This window comes from Gemmatimonadota bacterium, from assembly GCA_009841265.1.
Classification (GTDB): domain Bacteria; phylum JAAXHH01; class JAAXHH01; order JAAXHH01; family JAAXHH01; genus JAAXHH01.
The window spans coordinates 1,746,516-1,770,271 of the sequence record VXMB01000009.1; the positions used below are offsets into that span (position 1 = coordinate 1,746,516).

Here is a 23,756-nt window from a genome sequence, read left to right on the forward strand (position 1 = left end):
GACCCATCGAATATGGTGCAATTTTCGAGATTTTTAGCTTGTTTCAGTCACGTAATATTGCGCCAATTCAGCCGATTTGTCAAGTGATTTCGCGCCTTCGCACAATACGGACTTGACACGGACAGGGCCCCTTGTTATTATCCGACGCCGCGAAAAAAGCAACGCGAAAAATGCGCGGACATCTGCTTTTAAACGCAAGAAAAGGAGCGAGAACAGGGGTGTCCGGGAAAACCATGATCGAAGCGAAGGACCTATGCAAGTACTACGGTTCCTTCGTCGCCGTGCAAGACATCTCCTTTACCATACCCGAGGGCCAGATCGTGGCCTTCCTCGGACCGAACGGCGCGGGCAAGTCCACGACGATGAAGATCCTCAGCGGCTACCTGGGCGCCAGCGCGGGCACCGCGGCCATCGCCGGACTCGACGTGAGACGGGACCGCCTCTCCATGTCAAGGCGTCTTGGATACCTCCCGGAGAACGGTCCGCTGTACCAGAACATGACACCGCTGGAACTCCTGCGGTTCTTCGGCGAGGCCCGTGGTCTCGATCGACTCCGGCTGTCCGAGCGCCTGGATTACGTCATCGACCGGTGCAGCCTCCACGAAGCGCTCGAAAAACCCATCGACAAGCTTTCCCGGGGCAACAAGCAGCGGGTCGGTCTGGCGCAGGCCCTGCTCCACGACCCCGATGTGCTCATCATGGACGAACCGACCGCCGGGCTCGATCCCAACCAGATCCGGGACTTCCGCCAGGATATCCGGTTGCTCGGGCAGACCAGGACCATCCTGCTTTCCACCCACATCCTGCAGGAAGTGGACCTCATCGCCGACCGCGTTCTCCTGATCAACGAGGGCAGGATAGTCTTCGATGGCCCGCCTGCCGATCTGCGTCGCGGCGGATCGCTCGAAGCGTCTTTCCACGCCCTTACCGGACACGAAGGGGAGGCGTCGAGTGGCGAGAGTGGCGTGAGTGGCGAGGCGGCGTCGAATGACGAAGCGGCGTCGGGTGGCGTGACCGGACACGGCGAGGAGGCGGACGAATGAACCTCGGCCCGGCAAACCGAATCAACGTCCGGCTGGTGGCGGCCATCGTCCGAAGGGACCTGCGCCTGGCCTTCAGCAATCCCACGGGATACGTCTTCGTTACGCTGTTCATCTTCCTCAGCGCGGCCGCCGCGTTCTGGCAGGTCCCGTTCTTCCTGAACAACCTGGCGAACCTCGATCAGCTGAACGCCGTGTTCCCCTACCTGCTGCTCTTCTTCATCCCGGCGCTGACCATGGGCGTCTGGGCCGAGGAAACCCGGCAGGGTACGGATGAACTGCTGCTTACGCTCCCGGCGACGGACCTGGAAATCGTCCTCGGAAAATACCTCTCGGTGGTGGGCGTCTATACGGCCTCGCTCGTGCTGTCCCTGACCCACGTGCTGGTCCTGATGTTTCTCGGCAGTCCCGACCTTGGGCTCATGGCCGGAAATTACCTCGGATACTGGCTCGCCGGCGCCGCCCTGATCTCCGCCGGCATGCTGGCGTCCCTGCTGACCTCGCACGTCACCATCGCCTTCATCCTCGGCGCGCTGTTCTGCGCCGCCTTCGTACTCATCGGACCCATAGCCGGCGGAATCAGCGACGGACTGCGGAGCCTGCTGTCGCCCCTGGGGTTATTTACCGCCTTCGACGACTTCGCGCGCGGCGTCGTCAGTTTCTCCGGACTGGTCCACTTCGTCTCCGTCGCCGGTCTGATGCTGTATCTCAACGTGGTGCTGATCGGTCGGCGCCACTGGCCCGTGCAGGCCGGCGGATACCGGATGGGGATCCACCACGGCGCGAGGGCGGCGGCCCTCGTGGCGGTGGTAATCGGACTGAACGTCATCCTGGGCCGGGCGGGCGTCCGCCTGGACGTAACCGCCGAAGGGCTCCATTCGCTTTCAGACGAGACCGTGCAGATGCTGTCGGAGCTGGACCCGGAGCGTCCCGTATTCATCCAGGCCTTCGTGAGTCCGGAGGTGCCGGAGTCCTACGTACAGACCCGATCGAGCCTGATCGACGTGCTCAAGGAGCTGGACGCCGTGGGCGGCAGCCGGGTCCAGGTTCGGATCCAGGCCACGGAGATGTACACTCCCGAGGCCCGGGAGGCCAGTGAGCGATTCGGCATAACTCCCCGCGAGCTGCCGGACCTGCGCAGTGCCCGATCGGGGTTCACGAACGTCTTCGCCGGGATCGCCGTTACCTGCGGCCCCGAGGAACAGGTGATCGGGTTCCTGGACACCGGACTCCCCGTCGAGTACGAACTGGTGCGCAGTCTGCGCGTGGCCGCCCGGGCGGACCGCGCGAAACTCGGCATACTCGCCACGGAAGTGCGGCTTTTCGGGGGATTCGATTTCAACACCATGCAGAGCCGCCAGCCCTGGGCCATGACCGAAGAGCTGCGCAAGCAGTACGACGTGGTGCAGGTCCAGCCCCAGGAGGACTATCCCGACGACCTGGACGTGCTCCTGGCCGCCCTGCCCAACACCCTGACCCAGCCCGAAATGGACCGGCTGTCGGACTACATCGCCTCGGGGAACCCCACGCTGCTCCTGACGGACCCGCTGCCCTCCTTCAACCTGGCCCTTTCCCCTTCCGAGCAGAAGGGGGCAAGCGCCAATCCCTTCGCCGGCAACCAGCAGCCCGCTCCCGTGCCGAAGGGCGATATCCAGGGCCTGCTGCGCAGGTTCGGCGTGGAATGGACCACCGGCCTGATCGTATGGGACCAGTATAACCCCCACCCCGGCATGGCCCACCTCCCGCCGGAAGTGGTCTTCGCGTCCCCGGGCAACGAGAATCCGGACACCTTCAACCAGGAAGCCGTCAGCACCGCGTCGTTGCAGGAACTCGTCTTCATCTTCCCGGGCCGGCTGCAGCATGCCGGCTCGGCGGACTTCACGTTCACCCCCCTGGTACAAAGCGGCATCATGTCGGGGCTGACCGCCTATTCCCAGCTCGTTCAGCGCAACTTCTTCGGCGGTTCGCAACTGGTGCTCACCAATATCCCGCGGCGCGCTAGTCAGAACGCCTACACGGTGGCGGCCCACGTCACGGGCAACGCGGATGGCACCGCGGCCACGGACGACGCGGCCGGGGAAGGCGCGGTGGGAACCGGAGTAAGTACGCCGGTCAACCTGGTCGTCGTGGCCGACGTGGATTTCGCTTCGCAGCAGTTCTTCGACATACGCCGCATGGGCGCCGCCGGGCTAAGCTTCGACAACGTCACCTTCTTCCTTAACCTCATGGACGTTCTGGTCGGTGACGAGTCCTTCATCGCCCTGCGCAGCAAGCGGGTGCGTTACCGCACGCTCGAGACCGTCGAAAGGCAGACCATGGCCTATACGGAGCAACGGGTCAGGGACGAGGACGCCGCCGAGGAGGAGGCGCAGGCGGCACTGGACCAGGCCCGCCGCCGGCTCACGGCCCGGGTGGACGAGGTCCGCCAGCGGACCGACCTGGACGAACAGACCCGGCGGATCATGGTCCGCAACCTGGAGGAAGTGGAGAATCGGCGGTTCGAGACGCTGCAGACCAATATCGAGGCCGAAAAGGAAGCCAGGATCCAGGAAAGCAAGGAGATGATGGAAAGCCAGGTCCGGCTGATCCAGAACACCATAAAGAACCTGGCCGCCCTGCTTCCGCCCGTGCCGGTCTTCCTCCTGGGCGTATTCATCTTCCTCCGGCGCAGGCGTCGCGAAAACGAAGCGGCCGCCGCCGCGCGGAGGTTGAGGAGCTGAACATGGACGAGACACGCAAGACCCTGGCCTTCGTCGCCGCGGCGGTCGTAGTGACCGCCGCCGCCTTCCTGGCGGCTCCGGCCGACCCGACGCCGGAAGCTTTCTCGGACCGCGGCGAGGCTTTCTTTCCGGACTTCGTCGATCCGAACGACGCGGTCTCCCTCGAGGTCATCGACTTCGACGAAGCGACGGGAGGCATCGTCGCTTTCAGCGTGGCGTTCAAAGGAACGCGCTGGCGCATTCCCTCCCATCACAACTACCCCGCCGACGACAAGGACCGCCTCGCCCGCACGGCCGCCGGACTCATCGAGGTCCGCAAGGACGACGTGGTCGCCGAGATCGCCGCGGACCACGAAGCACTGGGCGTGGTGGACCCGCTGGACGAGTCGATCGCCTCCCTGTCGGGACGCGGCAAGCGCGTTACGATCAAGGATGGAAACGATAACCTGCTCGCCGACCTCATCGTCGGCAGGAACGTCCCGGGCCGGGAAGGCCAGTACCGCTACCTCCGGGTACCCGGCCAGAAGCGGACCTACGCGGCGCGGTTCGACGTGGACGTATCCTCCCGGTTCGGCGACTGGATCGAAAAGGACCTGCTGGAAGTGGACCAGGCGCGTATCGACCAGGTGATTCTGAAAGACTACTCCATAGACGAGGGCACCCGCATGTTGAACCAGCGCGACACGATCGTGCTGTCGAAAGGGGACGCCGACTGGACGGCCAACCGCATGCGGACCGGGCAGCAGGTCGACGCCGTAAAGATGGAAGACCTGCTCAAGGCCCTGGACGAGTTGACCATCGTGGGCGTCCGGCCCAAGCCCGCCGGTCTTACCCGGAGCCTGGAAGACAACGACGAAGGCATCAGCATTACCCGCGGCGATCTGGCCTCGTTACAGCAGAAGGGTTACTACTTCACGGGGGACGGCCAGCTGGTCTCCAACGAAGGCGAAACCCAGGTCCGCACGGAGGACGGCGTCCTCTACACGCTGCGGTTCGGGGAGATCGTGTACGGCGCGGGAGACGAGGTCACGGCCGGTCTGGCAGGCGCGAGTAGTGCGGGCGGTCTGGGCGGCTCGGGCGGCCCCGGCGGATCAGGAGCCGGAAGCCCCGCGGGACCGGGCGAGAACCGGTACCTGTTCATCACGACCGGATTCGACGCCGGCCTCTTCCCGGAACCGTCCAGGCCCGCTGACCTGGGATTCCAGGCCCGGGCGGACTCCCTCTGGACCAATGCCGACCGGACCAATGCCGATCTACACGAAGAACACGAGACCTGGCGGCAGCGCGTCGATACGGGACGCCGGACCTCCGCGGACTTGAACGCCCGTTTCGCCCAGTGGTACTACGTCATATCCGCGGAGAGCTTCGACCGGATCCGCCTGAGGCGCACCGACCTGGTAACCTCCGAGTAAATGGTGACCGGTTTAACCCGAAATCCCACCTGCGCGGAGGTCATCGCGCAGACCCTTCACGAAGCCGGCGTCCGATTCGCTTTCGGGCATCCCGGTGGTGAAGTACTTGAGTTGATGGACGCACTGGAACGGTCGGGGATCCGGTTCGTCCTGACCGGACACGAGTCCACGGCGGCCTTCATGGCGGCGGCCGTGGGACGCCTGACCGGTACCCCGGGGGTCTGCGTGGCGACCCTGGGACCCGGTGCGTGCAACCTGGTGCTCGGTGTGGGGACCGCCTACCTGGACCGCGACCCCGTCCTGGCCATCTCTGCGCGGACGTCGACGGAAAGGCACCACCGGAGCAACAAGCAGAACCTGCCGCTGATCGACCTCTTCACCCCCATCACCCGGTGGTCCGTCGACCTCGAAGGCGCGGACGTCGAGGACACCGTGAAAACCGCCCTTTCCGTCGCGGCGGGGCCGCCGCGGGGCCCGGTATACCTCTCCCTGCCGTCGGACGTGGCGGGAAAGCCGGTCGCCGGCCCGGATTCCGCGGGCAGCCAGGCAGGCCGCGGGACAGTGCATCCACCGCTTCCGACCCCCGCACACGAATCGGATCTACCCCGCATCCTGTCCACGTTGAACGGCGCCGAAAGACCCGTCGCCGTGGTCGGCATCGCCATGGACGCGGCCAGAGACGCACCGGCCGTCCGGCGTTTCCTGCGCGATACCGGCCTGCCCTACGCGTCGACCGTGCAGGCGAAGGGGATCGCCGATGAACTCGGTGACGGTTTTCTCGGCACGATCGCGCCGGCCGCCGGCGAAGACCGGATCATCGAATGGCTGCAGCAAAGCGACTGTGTGCTGGGCATCGGCTTCGATCCGGTGGAGGTCTCCCGGCTCTGGCATTTCGACGCGCCGCTGCAGATCGTCGCCAACGCCCCCGTGGGGTTCGGTACCTTTACGCCGCCGGCGGCCTGCGTGGGCGACGTGTCCGCCCTCCTGGGCCGCATCGCGGAAGGATACCGCGGGCGATGCCTGTGGACGGCCGACGACATCGGTTACCTGAGGGCCCGGGTCGACGCGGTCTATCACCCGCCGTCCGAGGAGGGACCGGCAGGCATGTCGCCCTACCACCTGGTGGGCGCCCTGCGGGACGCGCTCCCGGACGACGCCGTCGTTTCCTCGGACGTGGGCGCGCACAAGAACGTAATGGGACAGCGATGGCGGGCGCCGGAACCGGGCACCTTCCTCATGTCCAACGGCCTTTCTTCCATGGGTTACGGGGTAGGCGCGGCCATGGGCGCGGCCATGGCCCTGCCCGACCGCCCGGTGGCGGCGGTGACCGGTGACGGCGCCTTCGCCATGATGGTCCAGGAACTCGAGACGATCAGGCGCACCGGCATCGCGCCGTTGATCGTCGTCCTGTACGACGCGTCGCTGGCGGTCATCAAGATCGCCCAGCAGGCCAGGGAACTCCCCGTGACCGGGGTCGACTTCGCGCCGGTGGAGTGGGTGAAGGTCGCCGAAGGATTCGGAATCCCCGCGGAGGACGTAAGCACCCCGGACGAAACCCGCGACGCCGTTGCGCGGTGGGTGCGTCGGCGGGATGCGCGGGTCCTGGTCGCCCGGGTGGACGAACGGCTCTACACGGGGTTGAAGTACTGATTTTCCGGGTTCCAGGGAGGATTCGTTAGCTAGCACTGCGGTACGGAAAGCTATCCGCGGCGCAGCGAAAAAAAGCGTGGCGCTGAAGCGCCTCGTCGGTATATTGAACCCGCCTTTAACGGACCCGGTCCACCTCCGGCCCGGACCAACGTCTCACTACCCACCGTACGCCAGGAGAGAAACTGCATCTATGGGGGGCGACTTTACCCTGTATCTGGCCGTAGCGCTCGGGCTGTACATGGCCTTCTCCATCGGCGCGAACGACGTGGCCAACGCCATGGGTACGTCGGTGGGGTCCAAGGCGCTCACGATCAAGCAGGCCATCCTGATCGCCGGCGTGCTCGAATTCCTCGGGGCCTTCCTGGTGGGAGGCCAGGTCACCAAAACCGTTCGGGGAGGCATACTGGACCCCCAGATTTCGGCGGCTGCGCCGGAGCTCATCGTGTACGGCATGCTCGCGGCGCTCATGGCCGCGGGTACCTGGCTCGTAGTCGCTTCCCGGTTGGGCTGGCCCGTGTCGACCACTCATTCGATCGTGGGAGCCATCGCGGGCTTCGGCATCGTCGCCTTCGGCTTCAACGTCGTACAGTGGGACCAATTAACGCAAATCGTCGCCTCCTGGGTCGTCTCGCCGCTGCTGTGCGGCATACTGGCCTACCTGATCTTCAGCGCGATCAAATGGACGATCCTCCGCCACTCGGATCCCGTGCGGCGGACCCGGAAATGGGCGCCGCTCTATATTTTCAGCGTCGTCGTCGTGATTTCACTCGTCACCCTGTTCAAGGGACTGCAGAACGTCGACCTGGATCTCACGCTCGCCGAGTCGCTCCTCTGGTCCGGCGTCCTGGGCATCTTCGCGGTAATCGCCGGCCACTTCCTGCTCGGGATGATCGGTAACCGGTCGGGGACCGAAGCTATGGACACATCGTCCGGTGACGGCCAGATGGCCATCGTCGAGAAGATGTTCGGCGTGCTCCAGATCATGAGCGCCTGCGCCGTGGCCTTCGCCCACGGCTCCAACGACGTGGCGAACGCCATCGGACCGCTGGCGGCCGTGGTGAATATCAGCCAGTCCGGCGTGGTCAACCCGGAGTCTCCGGTGCCCAGTTGGCTCCTCTTGGTCGGCGGCATCGGCATCGTCATCGGCCTGGCGACCATGGGCTACCGCGTCATGGCGACCATCGGCACCAAGATCACGGAGCTGACGCCCACCCGGGGATACTCGGCCGAATTTGCCGCGGCCATTACCATCGTCCTGGCCAGCCGCCTCGGACTGCCCATCTCGACGACCCAGACCCTGGTCGGCGGGGTCATGGGCGTGGGACTCGCCCAGGGCGTCAAGGCCCTGGACCTGAGCATCCTGGGCCGGATCGCGGCTTCCTGGATCATCACCGTACCCGTCGGCGCCCTGCTGGCGATAATCTTCTTCTACGTTTTCCGGGCCATACTTTAAACCTGCGGACGGCCTGGACGACCGGCCCGGACGGTCTGGATGACGCCGCATGAACGAACCCCCGCTGGACGCCGTCGACCCTGAAGAAATCCAACCGCGGCCGCGACTCGCGTTCACCCTCGCTTCCACCGCGCTGGTACTGGGCGCCTACCTGATGCTGCAGGTCGCTGTGACGGTCGTCCTCATAGCCGTGCTGGACCTGGATCCGACGGAACGCATGGGCGACCTGATCGCCGTGGGCGTAATCCTCTCCGCCATACCCTGTACATTCCTCCTGCTGCTCATCCTGGACCGCCCCGGCCGCGCGCGTGGCATGGACCCGCGAACCTGGCTGGCGCTCCAACCGGTCCGGGATTCCACCGTGCTCGCCTGGGTGGTATTCGCCTTCGTGCTGCTTCAGCTTGCCGACCTGATCACCGTGGAATTCGGACGGTCGCCGGTACCGCCGGTCATGGAGTCGGTCATCGAAACGACCCGGTATACGGCGCTGCTCTGGTTCGCGCTCGTGATCGCCGCGCCGGTCTTCGAAGAAGCGCTGTTCAGGGGGTTTCTCTACACGGGGCTGCGCCGGACGAAGTTAGGCGCCGGGGGAACGATCGTTGTCACCACGCTGCTCTGGACAATGCTGCACGCCGCCCAGTACGACCAGTTCTTCCTGACGCTGATCGCCCTGATCGGCATCCTGCTCGGGATCGCCCGCGAGTATACTGGTTCGCTGTACGTCCCCCTCGCCATCCACGGGGTGAACAACCTGCTCAGTACCCTTCAGATGACGGAAGAAAGAGACGCGCTCGTCAACGCGTTATTTTAGAGATGATGCGTTTCGTTTGGTAGAGGTGGGGATTCCGCGGCGTACGGACCTGCCTGGCCAGGACTAACCTGGTCCCGCTCGGCCTGACCCGGCCCCGCTCGGCCTGGTCCCGCCCGGCCTGACCTGGTTCAACCTGACCTGGTTCAGCCTCAGACGCCGAGGGCTTTCTTGTTCTCGGGAGTCAGCCTGGTCAGCGTGCGCTTGAACTTGTAGTGGCCCTCTTCGGACTTGACGGGTTTGACCAGCAGTACGGTCTGGGCTTCGTCTTCCTGGTTCTTATCGCTTCCCTTGGCCATCTTGGCCGCAAAGCTCCTGTCCTTAGCCATTTCCGTTTCCTCCTTGAAGGTGAATTCCTGTTTCGTTACAGTGCGGCCGCGATCGGCTCGTTGGTCTTCTAAACGCGTCCAATCTAACGATTCTGCTTGACAAATGCAATAAAAAACATCAAGATCAAAGTAACTGTCATCGGAACCTGTCTGCGATTCCGGCGTGCGTGGGTGCACCGGAAGCCCGCAAATCGCCGGTTCGGGGCGATATACTTGAACCATAAGCCCTGCCGCGAGAGGAGACAACATGGATCTGTAGGGATAAGCCATGTAACCGCTGTACTTACGTGTGCAATCGTATGGTTAATCGAGAAGCATCGTCCAGAACCCCCTTAAGTGTTCATGCATCTTCGCGATGACTGCGCAGTATGCACGAAGGGGGATGGGGGATACAATGATCAGGATTTCCGGCAACAAACCAGCGACGTTCGTACTGCGCTCCATCGCGCTGTTTTGCTTCATGGCGGCATTCCTCATGGTCACCGCGCAGCAGACCCTGGCGCAGGAGTCCGCCGAAGAGACGGCAACCGGTGAAGAACAGTCGACTTCGGCCGAACAGCAATTGCCCGAATTGCCCATCGTGCTGGAAGAGGAACTGGAAAGCATGACGGTGGTCGGAGCGCGGACACAGCCCCGGACCATCACCGAGTCCACCGTACCCATCGACGTGATTCAGGTCGAGGAATTCATCCAGCAGGGCGGTTCGGACCTGGCCGACCTGATGCGGAACGTCGTTCCCTCCTACAACGTCAATACCCAGCCGATCAGCGACGCGGGCACGATCGTCCGGCCCGCCAACCTGCGCAGCCTGGCGCCCGACCAGGTGCTGGTCCTGGTCAACGGCAAGCGCCGGCACCGCGGCGCCGTGATCAACTGGTATGCAAACGCCGTGGCCGAAGGCGCGCAGGGCCCCGACCTGGCGGCGATTCCATCCATTGCGCTCGAAAGAGTGGAAGTACTGCGGGACGGCGCCTCGGCGCAGTACGGTTCCGATGCCATCGCGGGGGTGCTGAACTTCCAGCTCAAGAACAATTACGACGGATTCAACCTGGAGACCAAGGTCGGCAGCTTCCAGGACGGTTCCGGCAGGTTTCTCGGCGACGGGGAGCTTTTCCTGATCGCGGGTAATGTGGGGGTGGGCCACGAAGACGCGTGGCTCAGCCTCAGCGCGGAATACGGCAACTCCAGCGAATCGGTCCGTTCGGTGCAGACGGCTTCCGGCCGAGCCCTGATCGCGGCCGGCAATCTCGAAATCGCCAATCCCGAGACCTTCTGGGGCCAGCCCTTCGTTCGGGACGACCTGAAGATCTTCGCAAACTTCGGCGCGGCGATCGGGGATGACCTCGAATTCTTCGGCCACGCCAACTACGCCAGCAAGGAAGTCGACGGCGGTTTCTACTTCCGGAATCCGCACACCCGCGGCGGCGTGTACCAGGGCCCCGTGGTGACCATCGACGGCGTGGACCGGGCTACACTGCTGGTCGGCGACCTGGACGGCTTGGGCCAGGGCAGTGAATGCGCACCGGTGCCCATCATCAACGACCGGCCGGACCAGGAAGCCTGGCTGCGGGTTCGCGACGATCCCAACTGCTTCTCGTTCCTGAAGATGTTTCCCGGAGGGTTCACACCCCGTTTCGGCGCTTTCGCGTCGGACGAGTCCGTGGTGCTTGGCATCAGGGGACGGGCGGCGACATTGCTGCGCTGGGAACTGAGCGCGGCGTACGGACGCAACGAGGCCGACTACTTCATTTACAATACGGTTAACGCCTCCATGGGTCCCGACACTCCGACCTATTTCGATCCGGGCTCCTACGTCCAGTCCGAAGTCAACCTGAACTTCGACATGACCTACCCGGTCGGCAACAACCTGGTCCTGGCTGCCGGCCTCGAACGACGGACCGAGACCTTCGAACTGGTCGAAGGTCAGATCGAGTCCTACCTGATCGGCCAGCCGCTCGCCAGCCAGGGGTTCACGCCGGCTACCAATGGTTTCGCGGGATTCAGCAAGGTCGCCGCGGGTTCATGGGACCGTTCCAACAACGCGGTCTACCTGGAAGGCGGACTCACGCCCACGGACCGTTGGCTGCTCGACCTGGCCGTGCGTGCCGAAGATTTCGAAGATTTCGGTACGACCACCAACTACAAGGTGGCCACGAACTTCAGCTTGACCGACGAAGTGAAACTACGCGGCAGCGCCAGCACGGGTTTCAGGGCGCCGACGCCCGGCCAGCAGAACGCCTTCAACATCACGACGGAGTTCGACCTGGAACTGAACGACCTGGTGAACAACGGTACGGTGCCTTCCAACAGCCGCGCGGCCGAGTTGAAGGGCGGCAAGCCGCTCGACGCGGAGAAATCCGTGAATATCTCCGCGGGCCTCGTCTTCGATCTGGGCACCGTGAGCGCCACCATCGATTATTTCGATATCCGGGTGCGCGATCGGCTGACGGTCTCCCAGAATTTCGAGCTCACCGACGAGGAGAGAGCCCAGTTGATCGCCGAAGGCATCACCAGCGCGGCGGGGCTGCAGGGCTTTCAGTTCTTCACCAACGACTTCGACTCCGCCAACCGGGGTATCGATGTGGTGATATCGGCGCCGGTGGGGACGGGCACGATGAGCCTGGCCTACAACTACACGAGCTCCGAAGTCACCGATCATAATCCGGAAATCCTGGATGCCACGCAGATCAAGGCGCTGGAGGAGGGACTCCCCAGGCAACGCGGCAATCTGACCCTGACCCAGCCCCTGGCCGATAACTGGAACGCCCTGGGGCGGGCCAGTTACTTCGGTTCCTGGTACGATTTTCGCGATGGCGAGACCTATGACGGCAAGGTCCTGGTGGATCTGGAAAGTACCATCAGGTTCAACGACGACCGGTCCAGGATAACGGTTGGCGCGCAGAACATCCTGAACACCTATCCGGACGAGAATCCCCATGCAGCCGGTGGCCCCTCGGGCGGACCCGGCAACAAGTACAGCCAGTACAGTCCGTTCGGCTTCGGCGGCGCATTCTGGTACGTCAAGTATGGCTTCTCGCTCTAGGTAGGGTTTGTCGCGCTGAGTACGGCTCGAATACGCCCCGGGACCCTCAAGGTTCCGGGGCGTTTCTTTTTTTGCCAGGTGGCCGGGGATGACTATTCAATAGACAATGGGGGCCTCCCGCCGTATCTTGATCCGGCCCATACGTGATAACCGGAGTGGCTGCATGACTGCGCAAATGACACGGCGAAAAACCAAAAACCAGGCCGATCGGAAGACGAAAGGCGGGAAGCCCGAAGGCAGGAAGCCCGAAGGCAGGAAACCCGATGGCAGGAAACCCGAGCTGAGAGGCCTTACCCTGCCCGAGATCTCGCGGATCGTCGCCGAGATGAACGAACCGGCGTACCGGGCCGGGCAGATCGCCTCGTGGGTATACAAGAAGGCCGCGGGTTCTTTCGACGAGATGACCAACCTGTCCAAGTCGCTACGGACCGAACTGGCCGACCGTGCGTGCCTGAACCCCCTGACCCCCATCCGGAAGTCGAAGTCCCGTCACGGACCGACCACGAAGTACCTGTTCGAACTCCAGGACGGCCAGAAGGTGGAAACGGTGCTGATCGGCGGGTCGCGGCGCAACACGCTCTGCATCTCCACGCAGGTGGGATGCGCCATCGGCTGCCGGTTCTGCGCGAGTGGGCTCGAGGGCCTCGTGCGAAACATGACGTCGGCCGAAATCGTCGACCAGGTCGTGCAGGTAAAGAAGCAGGTCATGCTGGCCGGCGATGACCGCCCCATCAACAACATCGTCGTCATGGGCATGGGGGAGCCGCTGGCGAATTACCGCCCGGTGCTCAGGGCCGTACGGATCATCAACGCCGACTGGGGGCTCGGTATCGGCGCCCGCAAGATCACGTTGTCCACCAGCGGACTGGTACCGAAGATCTACCAACTGGCCGAAGAGAAGATCCAGTTCGAGCTGTCCGTTTCACTCCACGCCGCCGACGACCGGACGCGGACCTCGATCGTCCCGATCAACCGGCGCTATCCGCTCAAGCAGCTCATGAGGGCCTGCCGCCATTACACCGGGACCACCGACCGCATCATTACCTACGAATATGTCCTGCTCAAGGGCGTGAACGACCGGTTCCAGGACGCGGAGAATCTCGTAAAGCTGTTGAAAAAGGATAAGTGCAAGCTTAACCTCATTCCCTATAACCCGGTACAGGGCCTGCCCTACGAAACGCCCGACGAACACCGGCGTACGGCCTTCGCGGATGCGTTGCGGGCGGGCGGACTGCAGTTGACCATTCGCCGGGAGCGCGGACGGGACATCGACGCGGCGTGCGGGCAACTGCGCCTCGCCGAATCCCGCAGGAGCCGCTGACGGCCTGGCGGACCTGGCGGACCTGGCGGACCAGGCGTACCAGGCGTACCAGGCGGACCGGGCGGACCAGGCGGGCCGGAGAATCACCATGGATCATGCATCGTCACCCCGGATCCTCGTGGTGCGGCCCGACCGGATCGGGGACGTGGTGCTCTCCCTGCCGGTGCTGGACGCCCTTCGGCATCGCTGGCCAAAGGCCTACCTGGCCATGTTGGCGCGTCCCTACACCCGGGACGTACTCGAGCGAAATCCCTGCCTGGACGCCATATTCGAAGACGATCCGGAGTCTGTTCACCGTGGTCCGGCGGGTTTTTTAAGGCAGGTGCGGCGACTGCGCGCCCAGGCCTTCGACACCGCCCTGGTGCTCATGCCGACCATGCGTCATGTGTGGATGATATGCCTGGCGGGCATTCCCCGGCGCATCAGCGTGGGACGGAAGGTCTACCACGCGCTCACCCGCACCCGGTCCCTCAGCCGCCACCGCTATATACCGCTCCGCCACGAATCCGACTTCTGCCTGGACCTGGCCCGGATCATCGATGCCCGGGAACCCGGGAACCGGCCGCTGATCGAATTGAAGGAGAAGGAGCGTCAGGGGGCCCGCGCGGTCCTGGCCCGGTCACACGGACGGCCGGTCATCGGCATCCATCCCGGCAACGGGCGCAACGCGCCGAACTGGACGGTCGAGCGTTACGCGGCACTTGCGAGGACCCTGCAGGATCGCCACGGCGCGAAGATCGTCGTGACCGGGAGCGCGGAGGAGGAGCATCTCGCCGAAGCGATTGTGTCCCCCCTGGACGGACCCGCCCTTTCGCTGGCGGGGCGGCTGACACTGGGCGAGCTCATCGCGGTAATCGGTGAACTGGACCTCCTGGTGAGCAGCAGCACGGGGCCCATGCACCTGGCCGGGGCGCTGGGCGTTCCGACGGTGTCCGTCTTCTGTCCCCTGCCCGCCAGGTCGCCCGAACGGTGGCGGCCGCTGGGCGGCCGGGACCGCAACCTCCTGCCGCCGGAGGGACAATGCCCGACCTGCGACCGCGGCCCCTTCTGCGAGCTGTCCGGCATCACCGTGGACATGGTCGGGGAGGCCGTTGGGGAGCAATTGGCCCGCGGATGTGCGAAACGATGACCGTCTCTGACACGCCATCCCGCATCCTCGTCATCCGGTTCAGCTCAATGGGCGATATCGTGCTGACCTCGCCGGTCACACGACAGTTGGACCGGCTCTTTCCGGATGCGGAGATCGACTTCCTCACGCGCAGTGAATACGCTCCCCTGGCCCGCGCGCTCCCCGGGGTCGCCGAAGTGCAGCGCTTCGATCCAGGCACCGGCCTCTTGAGCCTCGTCTCCCGCCTGCGCGAAAGACGCTACGACCTGGCGATCGACCTGCACGGGAACCTGCGCAGCAGACTCGTTGCCATGACGGGCATCGCGAGGCGAGTGCTTCGTTACGACAAACGCCGGTTCGCCCGGATGGCCATCGTCAGGAGGCGAAGGCGGTCCAGGCCCGTACCTCATACGATCGACTGTTATCTGGAAGTGCTCGACCGGTTCGAAGCAAGCGCCGCACCTGGCCTGGAAGGCGCACAAAACGCAGCGGAGAAGAGGCTGCCGCAACTGAAAGTCGACGAAGCGTCGGCGGCCATGGTGGAGGAACGACTGGCCGGTGCCGGCATCGGGCCGGATGTCCGTATACTCGGCGTAGCGCCGGGGGCCTCCCATGGTCCGAAACGCTGGCCGCCGGAGCGGTTTGCCCGGGTAGCGGACCACATGGCGGAATCCCGCGACATGAAGATACTGCTGCTGGGCAGCGAGGCGGACCGGCCGGTCACCGGCGAGGTGGTCCATGCCATGGAGCGTCCGGCCGTGGACTGGACCGGGGCGACCGATCTCGCGATGCTGCCCGCGGCCGTGCGGCGGTGCGCGCTCCTGGTCAGCAACGATTCCGGCCCAATGCACGTGTCCACGGCCGTGGGCACACCCGTGATCGGCGTATTCGGCGCCACCCATCCCCGCCTGGGGTTCGCGCCGGTCGGACCGGCGGACGCCGCCATAACGCTCGACCTGCCGTGCAGCCCCTGCAGCCTGCACGGGAACCGGGCCTGCCGGTTTCACACGCACGCGTGCATGGTTGATCTCGATCCCTCGCGCGTAATTGCCGAGGCGGAGCGCCGGGTACCGGTTTAGCGGAAATAACGCAGGTTGACCGGCGGCTGCGGTGCAGAATTACTCGTCGGCGCCGTATTCGAGGAGCGAGAATACGGGACGCTCACCCAGCTTTTTCCGGCCGTCCAGGAAGGATAGTTCGATCAGGAACCCTACGCCGGCCACGACCCCGCCCGCGTCTTCGACCAGCTGACACGCCGCCGTCGCGGTCCCCCCCGTGGCCAGCAGGTCGTCCACGATGAGCACGCGGTCTCCGGGCCTCACGGCATCCAGGTGCATTTCCAACGCGTCCGTGCCGTATTCCAGTTCGAATTCGATCCGCCGCGTCTCCGCCGGGAGCTTGCCGGGCTTGCGCAAGGGAACGACTCCCTTTCCCATGTGGTAGGCGAGCACCGGCGCCAGGATGAACCCCCGGGCCTCGATTCCGGCCACGAGATCGATGGAACGCTCCGCGTATTCATCGACGAAACGATCCACGGCCTTGCGAAAGGCGGCGGGATCCTTGAAGAGCGTGGTCACGTCTTTGAAGTTGATGCCGGGAATGGGAAAGTCCGGCACGTTGCGGATCTTCTGTTTCAGGACGTCCAATTCACACCTCGATTCAGATACCTTCGAAACCCGATGCGGTGCAGACCGCGCAGGTCACTGTTCGAATTCACGTATCCAGTTCTGCACGATGGTGAGGGAAGGGCGGGCTTCTTCCGCGTTGGCGGCGATGATGAACGATTCCCCTCCCCTGTACACTTCGTAACCGGGAAACCGCAGGTCGTCGGCGCCGACCGGGACGCCTTCGAAGAGCGTTTCGGGACGGCCAAACCGGAAACCCTGGCCTTCCACCACGGGTACAGCTATCAGCCTGTTGCCCTCAACGAAATACAACATATCGCCCGACGGGCTCCAGCGGGGCGTCCATCCACTGATTGACGAAACCTGCCATCGTCCCGTACTCGTGGGAAACCGGGTCACGAAAACCTGCCAGCCGGCCCCCTGGTTCGATACGTAGGCCAGGTAGCGGTTGTCCGGCGAAAGGGCGGCCTGAACCACGCGTCCCTGGTCAGCCACGAGCACCTGGGATTCGGCGCCTTCTTCCGTTGAAACATACCGAACCTGCCCCTGGTGGAAATAAACGAGAAACCGGCCGTCACTGGAGAGCATGGGTCCCCGACCCCTCAGCGAATCGGCGGAAAAGACCGTCATTTCGTCCAGGACGTCGAGATCCAAGCGCATGAAAAGGGCATTCTCCCTCGAACGCCCGGGGTTTACGGCCGGGGTAACCGTGAACACGATCGAGCCGCCGTCCGGTGTGAAGCTCGGTCTGCTGTAGTTCAGATCCGCGAAGGTAAGCCGGGTACCGATACCGCTATCGAGCTCGTACAGCCACAGCGCGGACTGTCCCCCTTCCTCCCTTTCCACTATGACCTGGTCTTCAGTGGGGGAAAGGACCAGTTCTCTGATCTCTTCCATGGGCTCGCTGATGATCCGGTCGATCCGGCCGCGACGATCCACCAGGGCGAGGTGCTTGGGTGACTGGTAGGTTTTCCGGTAAACCATGATCCCGTCGTCGGATACGCTCAGCGAATTAACGTGCCGGGCAACCAGAAAAGCCTCGCCCGTCATTTCACCGGATCCCGGCGAAAAGGGAACGGCCCAGAGGTCATCCTCGGGATGGGTCGTGGTCTCCCGGTAGTACAGGAGGTGACCCGACGCATATCCCGCAACGGCGAGAAAGTCGCCCTCCAGGGACAGTATGCGGCGGCCGGACCGGGACGGACTGGGCGGTCCGGGGAACTCCACGGCAATGCGGGAGGCCGTGATCCGGGCCATCGAGATCATCATACTCAGATCCCCATTCCCCCGGTACTTTTCGCTGAGGTCGGCGATCACCTGCGGATCGCCCGAGGACGAGACCACGGTGTACAGACGCAGGCCGTACTCGGACAGGACGAGAGGGGAAATCAACGCCCTTTCGTCATTCGTCCCGTCCGGTTCCAGCAACAGGGCCAGGTCACCCCCGTTTTCGGATACGGCGAATATCCCGCCGCCGGGCCTTACGCCGGCCGTGCTGAAGAGTATCTGGCCGTCACCGCCCCAGGAGATCCCCATGAGACCCCGTTCCGGCAGATCGCAGAGATGTATCTGACCGCCCCCGTCCGCCGCGACCTTCCAGAGCGACCGTCTGGCAACGTATCCGATATGGCGGCTGTCGGGTGACCAGAATACCCTTTCGATATCCTCCGTTCCGGGAATCGCCCGACCCTCGTCCTGGTCAAGAAATCGTACCCAGAGGTGGTTTTCGTGGACATAGGCGAGCATCGAACCATCCGGCGAGATGGCCGCGTTGTCGCGGCCCAGGTTGTCCATGCCCATCTGGAATTTGCGCAGCGTCGCGCCGGGATTCTCATTCACCGTACCCATTAGCGCCGCGGCGATCAGCGACCCGGCGACCAGGCAGGCGGCGCAGACACCGAGCACGACTGGATTCCGCAGGAGGGTAAGGGCGGACCCCGGCTGCGATACGCCGCCGGCCGTACCGGCCGCCGGCCCCGCCTCGTGTTCGTTCCGGCTGTCGGACAGGTCATGGCACACGTCGAGCACGGACTGGTAGCGGGACCTGGGTTCCTTGCCCATGCAGCGCCGGACGACCCGGTTCAGTAGGGGAGGCACCTTACTGTTCGCCGCGCTCACCGGTTCCGGGTCATCCTTCAGGGTACTGCTGATGACGGACACGTAGTTATCACCCGTGAAGGGCCGGACGCCCGTCAGCGCCTCGTACATCATGACGCCCAGGCTGAAAATATCGCTCCGGTGATCGCCGTTGTTGCCAGTCGCCTGTTCGGGCGACATGTACGCCGGCGTGCCCAGTACCGTGCCGGCCTGGGTGAGACTCATCGTGGGCCCGGCGCCATCGGTTTCGTCGGAAGGCCCGGAGACGACCCGGGCCAGGCCGAAGTCCAGGACCTTGGGGACGCCGTCGTCGGAAATCATGACGTTCGCAGGCTTCAGGTCCCGGTGCACCACACCCCGCTCGTGGGCGTGGTCCAGGGCCTCCACGATGGGCATGAACCAGTCGTAGAAGGATGCCAGCGGGAGGAGCGTACCGGACAGGTGCTCGTGGAGCGGCCGGCCGGAAACGTATTCCATGGTGATGAAGTACACGGTGGCGGAACCGCCCGGCTCGCCCGGTCCGCCCGTCCGCGCTTCCTCGATGGCGTACACCTGGGCGATATTCGGGTGGTTCAGCTTGGCGGCCGCCTCCGCCTCGATCCGGAAACGCTGGAGCAGCGCGGGGTCGCGGGACAGGTCCTCCGGCAGCACCTTCAGGGCAACCCGCCGCTTCAGACGGGTGTCCTCGGCCAGGTAGACCTCACCCATGCCTCCTCGTCCGAGCGTGCGTTCGATGCGGTAATGGAGGACGGCGTCGCCCTGTTGCATGCGCTTACTCCATGGCGATAGATAGTCCAGCTGCCGATCGCTAGTCCAGCTCGTCCAGGCGCACGGGCCGGCCCTCCGCCGCGGACCGGTCGGCCGCGAACACGACGCGGTGGGACTCGTAGGCGGCGGCCATGTCGGTGAGGGGCATGGAGCCGCCGCTTCGGATGCTGTCCGCGAAGGCCTGGAACTGGGGCTCGTAAGGGTGATCCTGCACGTCGCCCGAATCGATCAGCGAGGTCTCGAGGGTGCTCCACCGGCTTCGGTCCATCCCCCGGATCTTTTCGGAGTAGAACCGGTTGTCCAGCAGGCTGCCCTTGCTGCCCACCAGGTGTACGTGGAAATAGTAGGGTTGCAGGCAGTCGATACAGGAGGTCACCTTGCCGACCCGGCTTCCGCCCTCGAATTTCAGCATGGAAACGCTGGTCGTGTCGTACTCGTACGGCGCGAAGTGGGGGCTTGAAGACTTGGTGTTGTAGCTGGTGACTTCCTCCACCGTGCCGTCCATGAAGAACAACAGGGCGTCGAGGGCGTGGCAGCCGGCCGTCAGCAGGCTGGTCCCCCCCATGGCCTTCTTCACGTTCCAGTCGTACTGCCCGTACCACGGTCCGATGCCGTGATAGTAGTCGACTTCGGCGTAGTGCAGATCGCCGAGAAGCCCCTGGTCGATGACGGATCGGATCAGGGTGAAATGGGCGCTGTAGCGACATTCGAAGCAGACGCAGACCGACACGCCGGCCCGGTCCACGGCGGACTGGATGCGCGCCGCGTCCCCGGGCGTAAGGGCGATGGGCTTCTCGATGATGAGATGCTTGCCGGCCTCCGCGGCGGCCACGGCCTGATCGGCGTGAAAGGGATGGGGCGTGCAGATGTCGACCACGTGGATGTCCGGGTCGGAGAGCAGGTCGTCGTAATCGACGCAGGACTTCAGCGGCGTGCCGAACTGATCCGAAAGCGCCGCGTCGTCATGGGTCCTGCGGGAGCAGACGGCGGTGACGTCCGCCCCGGACACGGCCTTGAACGCGTCGATATGCGCCCCGGCCACCCAGCCCAGGCCGACTATGCCTACGTTCAGTGGGTCCACGGTCCGTTGATTCACGGTCAGCCTCCGGAGCTTTGCAGGTCGTTCAACATGGTCATCCACCGGCCGTGGTCGGTTTCCATCGTGGCGAGGGAGGTCCGCTCGAAGACGAAGGGATAAGCGGTGATCGCCGCCGCATGTTTGAATGGATCGTCGGCGCAGCAGTCCTCGACGACCGCGGCAAGGAACCCGCGCTGCACGGCGGAAGCCGCGGTCAACAGCACGCAGACGGAAGTTTCCAGTCCCGCAACCAGTATAAAGGATTTACGCGCGCGATGTAAATGGGTTAATAGGTCCGGCTGCAGGAAGGCATCGAAGGTCTGCTTGCGCAGGACCGTTTCTCCGGTCCGTTCGGCGGCGCAAGGCAACACGCCGGCGCCGGACGTTCCCCGGACGCAGGGCGTCTCCCCCTTGACGCGGTAAGGCGCCATCCAGTCCGTCCCGTCCGATTCGAACTCCGCCCGCACATGCACGATGTCGAGGCCCGAAGATCGGCCATATTCCAGCAGCCTTTCGACATTCGACGGGAAATCCGGAAATGCCTTCGCGGTTGCTGCAGGCCAGAAATCACGCTGGACATCGATGAGCAACAGCACAAACCGGCGCCAGTCTGTCTGGTCAGCCATGGACCTGCTTTCGACTGAAGGTGATTCGTCTGAAGGCGAAAGAATGTCGTTCCACTTTGACCCGTGGAAACGCGTTGTTCTTCTCTATCAATCATGTGTTAAGTCCGGCTTCGGGCAAGGTGAATTGCTCAGTCGGTGCAGTCGGTGCAGTAGTTGCCGGTGGAATTTCGTTCCCGTCAAAAAACCTTTATATCAATACGGATATTTCTGCCTTCCCGCCCTTGACATTCCCGTGGACCGGTGTAGATTGAATGCTAACCCTGTTCTACGGCGCGGGCATCGTCCCGCGTCGCATCGTTTTACGGTAAACCTTACATGCATTTCGATCCTCGGAAACTGTTCGAAGACGGTTTCGTCGTGCTTCGTGGAGTGGTTCCCCCTGACTGGCTCGGTCCGCTGAGGGACAGCTTCGAGTGCCTGGTGGACCGCCAGCGGGAGATCTGGGCCCGGGAAAGAAAACCGGACGATCCGCCTGGCGGAGCGTGGGAAACCGGCCACCAGCCCAGGTTGAATTTCGAGACCCTCGTGGACGGGGACACGGCCAATACGATGGCATTCTGCCTCCACGAGAACACCATGGGCGTCAGCCGGCGCATCATGGGCGCGGAAGCCGCCGGCAACACGGGTTTCTTTTTCATGTGCAACCCGGTGACCGACCGCGGACCGGCGCCGTGGCACCGGGACATACACCCCATAGACCAGGCGCCGCTGCGGGGTCTCCAGGACGACCTGCTGCACAACGCGCCCGGTTACCTCCAGTGGAACATCCCCCTCTACGATGACAACGTGCTCTGGGTCGTGCCGATGAGTCACCGCAGGGGGAACACGGCCGAAGAAAATCGCTGCCTGGCACAAAACCCCCGCGAACCGCTGCCCGGCGGCGTGCAGGTCGAGCTCAACGCGGGCGACGGTGTGGTCTATACCAACACGATCCTGCACTGGGGGAGCGACTACAGCGCCAGGACCCGTCGCACCATCCACCTGGGCTTCCGTTCCTACGGCGGGCCGATTTTCCCCTACGTCAACCGGACCTTCCGCGACCTCGGCTTCATCGAATGCCTGCCTTCCGATATGCAGACGGTTTTCAAGGACATCCGGCGCAGATATGACGATGAGACCGACCGGATCGAGTACATCTTCCGCGCGGCCATCGACGGCGACGAGGACGCTTTCCAGGAAGGCGTCGCCGCGCTGCATCCCGGTGAATCAGGACGGATCGTATGCGCCGTGCTCCTTTCCAAGATCGTGTACAAGATGAGGTTCGCCACCCATCCGGTCCGACCGCACTACGGCAGCGACATCTCGCACGACGAAGACTTGAAACCACGGTTCACCGAAGGCGAGCTGGACACGCTCTGGCGGCGCTTCGAGCCGCTGGACGAACAAATGCAGTCCGATGCGCTCCAGTACGTGCCGGGATTCCAGTCGGATCCCATGCACTACTATTTCGAGGAAATGCCTTCCGGCCTGAATATGGGATCTTTCATGGCGGGATGGCGGAACAACTGACGAGCCGCTATCGCGCCCTCCCGGGGAGACCACGATGAAGATCACCGCAGTTTCCGTCTGGACCGTCGTCGTACCCACCATACCCGGCCGGGTGCACAGTCCGGAATACGCGGAGAAGACCGGGTGGGACGAGGTGCCCAAGCACATCATTCGGGTCGATACCGACACCGAGTACGCCGGGATCGGGGAGACCGGCCGGGGCCTGCCCATCGAACAGGTCCGAGAAGGGGCAGGGCTGCTCATTGGCCGCGATCCCGAGGAAATCACGCCGCAGGACATCTTCGGGCGCCGCGCCGAACGGGCGGCGGACGACCTCACCGTGGGAGCGGGGCCGGCCTACGACGCCTACGAGATGGCCGTGCTCGACCTGGTGGGACGGGTCCGGGGGCTGCCCGTGCACACCCTCCTGGGCGGCGCGGTCCGGGACCGGGTCCGGGCCGATTACTGGATGGGCCACCAGACGCCGGAGGACGGCGCAAAGGCCGTGGAAAGAGGGCTGCGCCTGGGATTCACGGGCGTCAAGATCAAGTGTCGGCTCGAAGAACCCATGTACGAGCGCTTGAAGGCCATGCGCGACGTGGCCGGTCCGGGATTCAAGGTGACGGTGGACCCCAACGAACGGTTCTACACGGCCGCCCAGGCCATCGAGCTGGCCGGCCGTCTCGAAACCCTGGGCAACGTGGAGGTCTTCGAGGATCCCATACCCAAGACGGACATCGCGGGCTACGAGGAGATCCACCGGGCCATCCCCTTCCCCCTGGCCATGCACCTGGGGAACGGGGAAGGGGTCGTGCGCGCCCTGCAGGCGGACGGGGGCCGGGGCGTGGTGGACTGCGTGAACCTGGGCGGCAGCATGTTCGGCTTTCAGCGCAACGCCGCCGTGGCCGCCGCGGCCGGCCTTCCCTGCTGGCACGGTTCCGGAAACGACCTGGGGATCTCGGACACTTCTTTCGTGCACGCCGCCGCCGCCGCGCCGAACTGCACCATGGCCTCCGATTTCGTCGGCGGGTGGACCCGGGAAGACGATCTCATCGTAGAGCCCATCTCCTTCGCGGACGGACACGTGCCCACGCCGATGAAACCGGGACTCGGCTGCGACCTGGACTACGACGCGCTGCAGCGGTACACGCAGCAACACGAGGAGCTGAACTGATGCGCCATGCGGAACC

Annotated in this window: 16 protein-coding genes; 12 read left to right on the forward strand and 4 right to left on the reverse strand. The window is 64.2% G+C overall.

Going from position 1 to position 23,756, the window contains the following annotated elements:
- Positions 1 to 218: 218 nt before the first annotated feature.
- The 10 genes from F4X08_12405 to waaF all read left to right on the forward strand — a co-directional run bounded on the left by F4X08_12405 (position 219) and on the right by waaF (position 15,963).
- Positions 219 to 1,043, forward strand: a complete 825-nt coding sequence (locus tag F4X08_12405) for an ABC transporter ATP-binding protein (GenBank protein ID MYD26603.1) — start codon at positions 219 to 221, stop codon at positions 1,041 to 1,043.
- The gene (locus F4X08_12410) at positions 1,040 to 3,760 is read left to right on the forward strand and encodes an ABC transporter (protein ID MYD26604.1); all 2,721 of its coding nucleotides are present in this window, start codon (positions 1,040 to 1,042) and stop codon (positions 3,758 to 3,760) included. Before F4X08_12405 ends, F4X08_12410 begins: the two co-directional genes overlap by 4 nt.
- Before the next feature lie 2 nt (positions 3,761 to 3,762).
- Entirely contained in the window at positions 3,763 to 5,172 is a 1,410-nt protein-coding gene (locus F4X08_12415) for a DUF4340 domain-containing protein (GenBank protein ID MYD26605.1), read from the forward strand.
- A complete protein-coding gene (locus F4X08_12420) occupies positions 5,173 to 6,822 on the forward strand; it encodes a thiamine pyrophosphate-binding protein (protein MYD26606.1) in 1,650 nt (549 codons plus the stop codon). It abuts the gene before it with no gap.
- Between the two features lie 190 nt (positions 6,823 to 7,012).
- Entirely contained in the window at positions 7,013 to 8,275 is a 1,263-nt protein-coding gene (locus F4X08_12425; GenBank protein MYD26607.1) for an inorganic phosphate transporter, read from the forward strand.
- 49 nt (positions 8,276 to 8,324) lie between these two features.
- Entirely contained in the window at positions 8,325 to 9,086 is a 762-nt protein-coding gene (locus F4X08_12430; protein ID MYD26608.1) for a CPBP family intramembrane metalloprotease, read from the forward strand.
- A gap of 681 nt (positions 9,087 to 9,767) precedes the next feature.
- A complete protein-coding gene (locus F4X08_12435; GenBank protein ID MYD26609.1) occupies positions 9,768 to 12,455 on the forward strand; it encodes a TonB-dependent receptor in 2,688 nt (895 codons plus the stop codon).
- A 175-nt stretch (positions 12,456 to 12,630) separates the two neighbouring features.
- The gene (gene rlmN, locus F4X08_12440) at positions 12,631 to 13,776 is read left to right on the forward strand and encodes a 23S rRNA (adenine(2503)-C(2))-methyltransferase RlmN (protein ID MYD26610.1); all 1,146 of its coding nucleotides are present in this window, start codon (positions 12,631 to 12,633) and stop codon (positions 13,774 to 13,776) included.
- An 88-nt stretch (positions 13,777 to 13,864) separates the two neighbouring features.
- Positions 13,865 to 14,905 carry a glycosyltransferase family 9 protein gene (locus F4X08_12445; GenBank protein ID MYD26611.1) on the forward strand — a complete coding sequence of 347 codons (1,041 nt, stop codon included), beginning with the start codon at positions 13,865 to 13,867 and terminating at the stop codon, positions 14,903 to 14,905.
- On the forward strand, positions 14,797 to 15,963 hold the full coding sequence (gene waaF / locus F4X08_12450; protein ID MYD26612.1) for a lipopolysaccharide heptosyltransferase II: 1,167 nt from the start codon (positions 14,797 to 14,799) through the stop codon (positions 15,961 to 15,963). The genes F4X08_12445 and waaF overlap by 109 nt, the downstream gene beginning before the upstream one ends.
- A gap of 39 nt (positions 15,964 to 16,002) precedes the next feature.
- Here waaF and F4X08_12455 read toward each other — a convergent pair whose 3' ends face one another.
- The 4 genes from F4X08_12455 to F4X08_12470 are packed head-to-tail and all read right to left on the reverse strand — an operon-like array spanning position 16,003 to position 21,078.
- Positions 16,003 to 16,530 (reverse strand): adenine phosphoribosyltransferase, encoded by a 528-nt coding sequence (locus tag F4X08_12455; protein ID MYD26613.1) that lies wholly within the window; start codon positions 16,528 to 16,530, stop codon positions 16,003 to 16,005.
- A 54-nt stretch (positions 16,531 to 16,584) separates the two neighbouring features.
- Positions 16,585 to 19,374 carry a protein kinase gene (locus F4X08_12460; GenBank protein ID MYD26614.1) on the reverse strand — a complete coding sequence of 930 codons (2,790 nt, stop codon included), beginning with the start codon at positions 19,372 to 19,374 and terminating at the stop codon, positions 16,585 to 16,587.
- A gap of 40 nt (positions 19,375 to 19,414) precedes the next feature.
- Positions 19,415 to 20,455 carry a Gfo/Idh/MocA family oxidoreductase gene (locus tag F4X08_12465; protein MYD26615.1) on the reverse strand — a complete coding sequence of 347 codons (1,041 nt, stop codon included), beginning with the start codon at positions 20,453 to 20,455 and terminating at the stop codon, positions 19,415 to 19,417.
- Between the two features lie 17 nt (positions 20,456 to 20,472).
- Positions 20,473 to 21,078 (reverse strand): cysteine hydrolase, encoded by a 606-nt coding sequence (locus F4X08_12470; GenBank protein ID MYD26616.1) that lies wholly within the window; start codon positions 21,076 to 21,078, stop codon positions 20,473 to 20,475.
- A gap of 315 nt (positions 21,079 to 21,393) precedes the next feature.
- Between F4X08_12470 and F4X08_12475 the strand changes: the two genes are divergently transcribed.
- Together F4X08_12475 and F4X08_12480 are read left to right on the forward strand one after the other, a co-directional pair.
- Positions 21,394 to 22,587: a phytanoyl-CoA dioxygenase family protein gene (locus F4X08_12475; protein MYD26617.1), complete on the forward strand. Its 1,194-nt coding sequence runs from the start codon at positions 21,394 to 21,396 to the stop codon at positions 22,585 to 22,587.
- A gap of 34 nt (positions 22,588 to 22,621) precedes the next feature.
- Complete coding sequence (locus F4X08_12480; protein MYD26618.1) at positions 22,622 to 23,740, forward strand: hypothetical protein; 1,119 nt, start codon at positions 22,622 to 22,624, stop codon at positions 23,738 to 23,740.
- The last annotated feature ends 16 nt before the right edge of the window (positions 23,741 to 23,756 follow it).

Excerpts from the sequence above, each read along its gene's own strand:
- F4X08_12480 (MYD26618.1), top strand. The coding sequence starts at position 22,622 with ATGAAGATCACCGCAGTTTCCGTCTGGACCGTCGTCGTACCCACCATA.
- waaF (MYD26612.1), top strand. The coding sequence starts at position 14,797 with ATGCCCGACCTGCGACCGCGGCCCCTTCTGCGAGCTGTCCGGCATCAC.
- F4X08_12460 (MYD26614.1), bottom strand. The coding sequence starts at position 19,374 with ATGCAACAGGGCGACGCCGTCCTCCATTACCGCATCGAACGCACGCTC.
- F4X08_12470 (MYD26616.1), bottom strand. The coding sequence starts at position 21,078 with ATGGCTGACCAGACAGACTGGCGCCGGTTTGTGCTGTTGCTCATCGAT.
- F4X08_12425 (MYD26607.1), top strand. The coding sequence starts at position 7,013 with ATGGGGGGCGACTTTACCCTGTATCTGGCCGTAGCGCTCGGGCTGTAC.
- F4X08_12415 (MYD26605.1), top strand. The coding sequence starts at position 3,763 with ATGGACGAGACACGCAAGACCCTGGCCTTCGTCGCCGCGGCGGTCGTA.
- F4X08_12475 (MYD26617.1), top strand. The coding sequence starts at position 21,394 with ATGCATTTCGATCCTCGGAAACTGTTCGAAGACGGTTTCGTCGTGCTT.
- F4X08_12445 (MYD26611.1), top strand. The coding sequence starts at position 13,865 with ATGGATCATGCATCGTCACCCCGGATCCTCGTGGTGCGGCCCGACCGG.
- F4X08_12435 (MYD26609.1), top strand. The coding sequence starts at position 9,768 with ATGACTGCGCAGTATGCACGAAGGGGGATGGGGGATACAATGATCAGG.
- F4X08_12410 (MYD26604.1), top strand. The coding sequence starts at position 1,040 with ATGAACCTCGGCCCGGCAAACCGAATCAACGTCCGGCTGGTGGCGGCC.
- F4X08_12420 (MYD26606.1), top strand. The coding sequence starts at position 5,173 with ATGGTGACCGGTTTAACCCGAAATCCCACCTGCGCGGAGGTCATCGCG.
- F4X08_12430 (MYD26608.1), top strand. The coding sequence starts at position 8,325 with ATGAACGAACCCCCGCTGGACGCCGTCGACCCTGAAGAAATCCAACCG.
- rlmN (MYD26610.1), top strand. The coding sequence starts at position 12,631 with ATGACACGGCGAAAAACCAAAAACCAGGCCGATCGGAAGACGAAAGGC.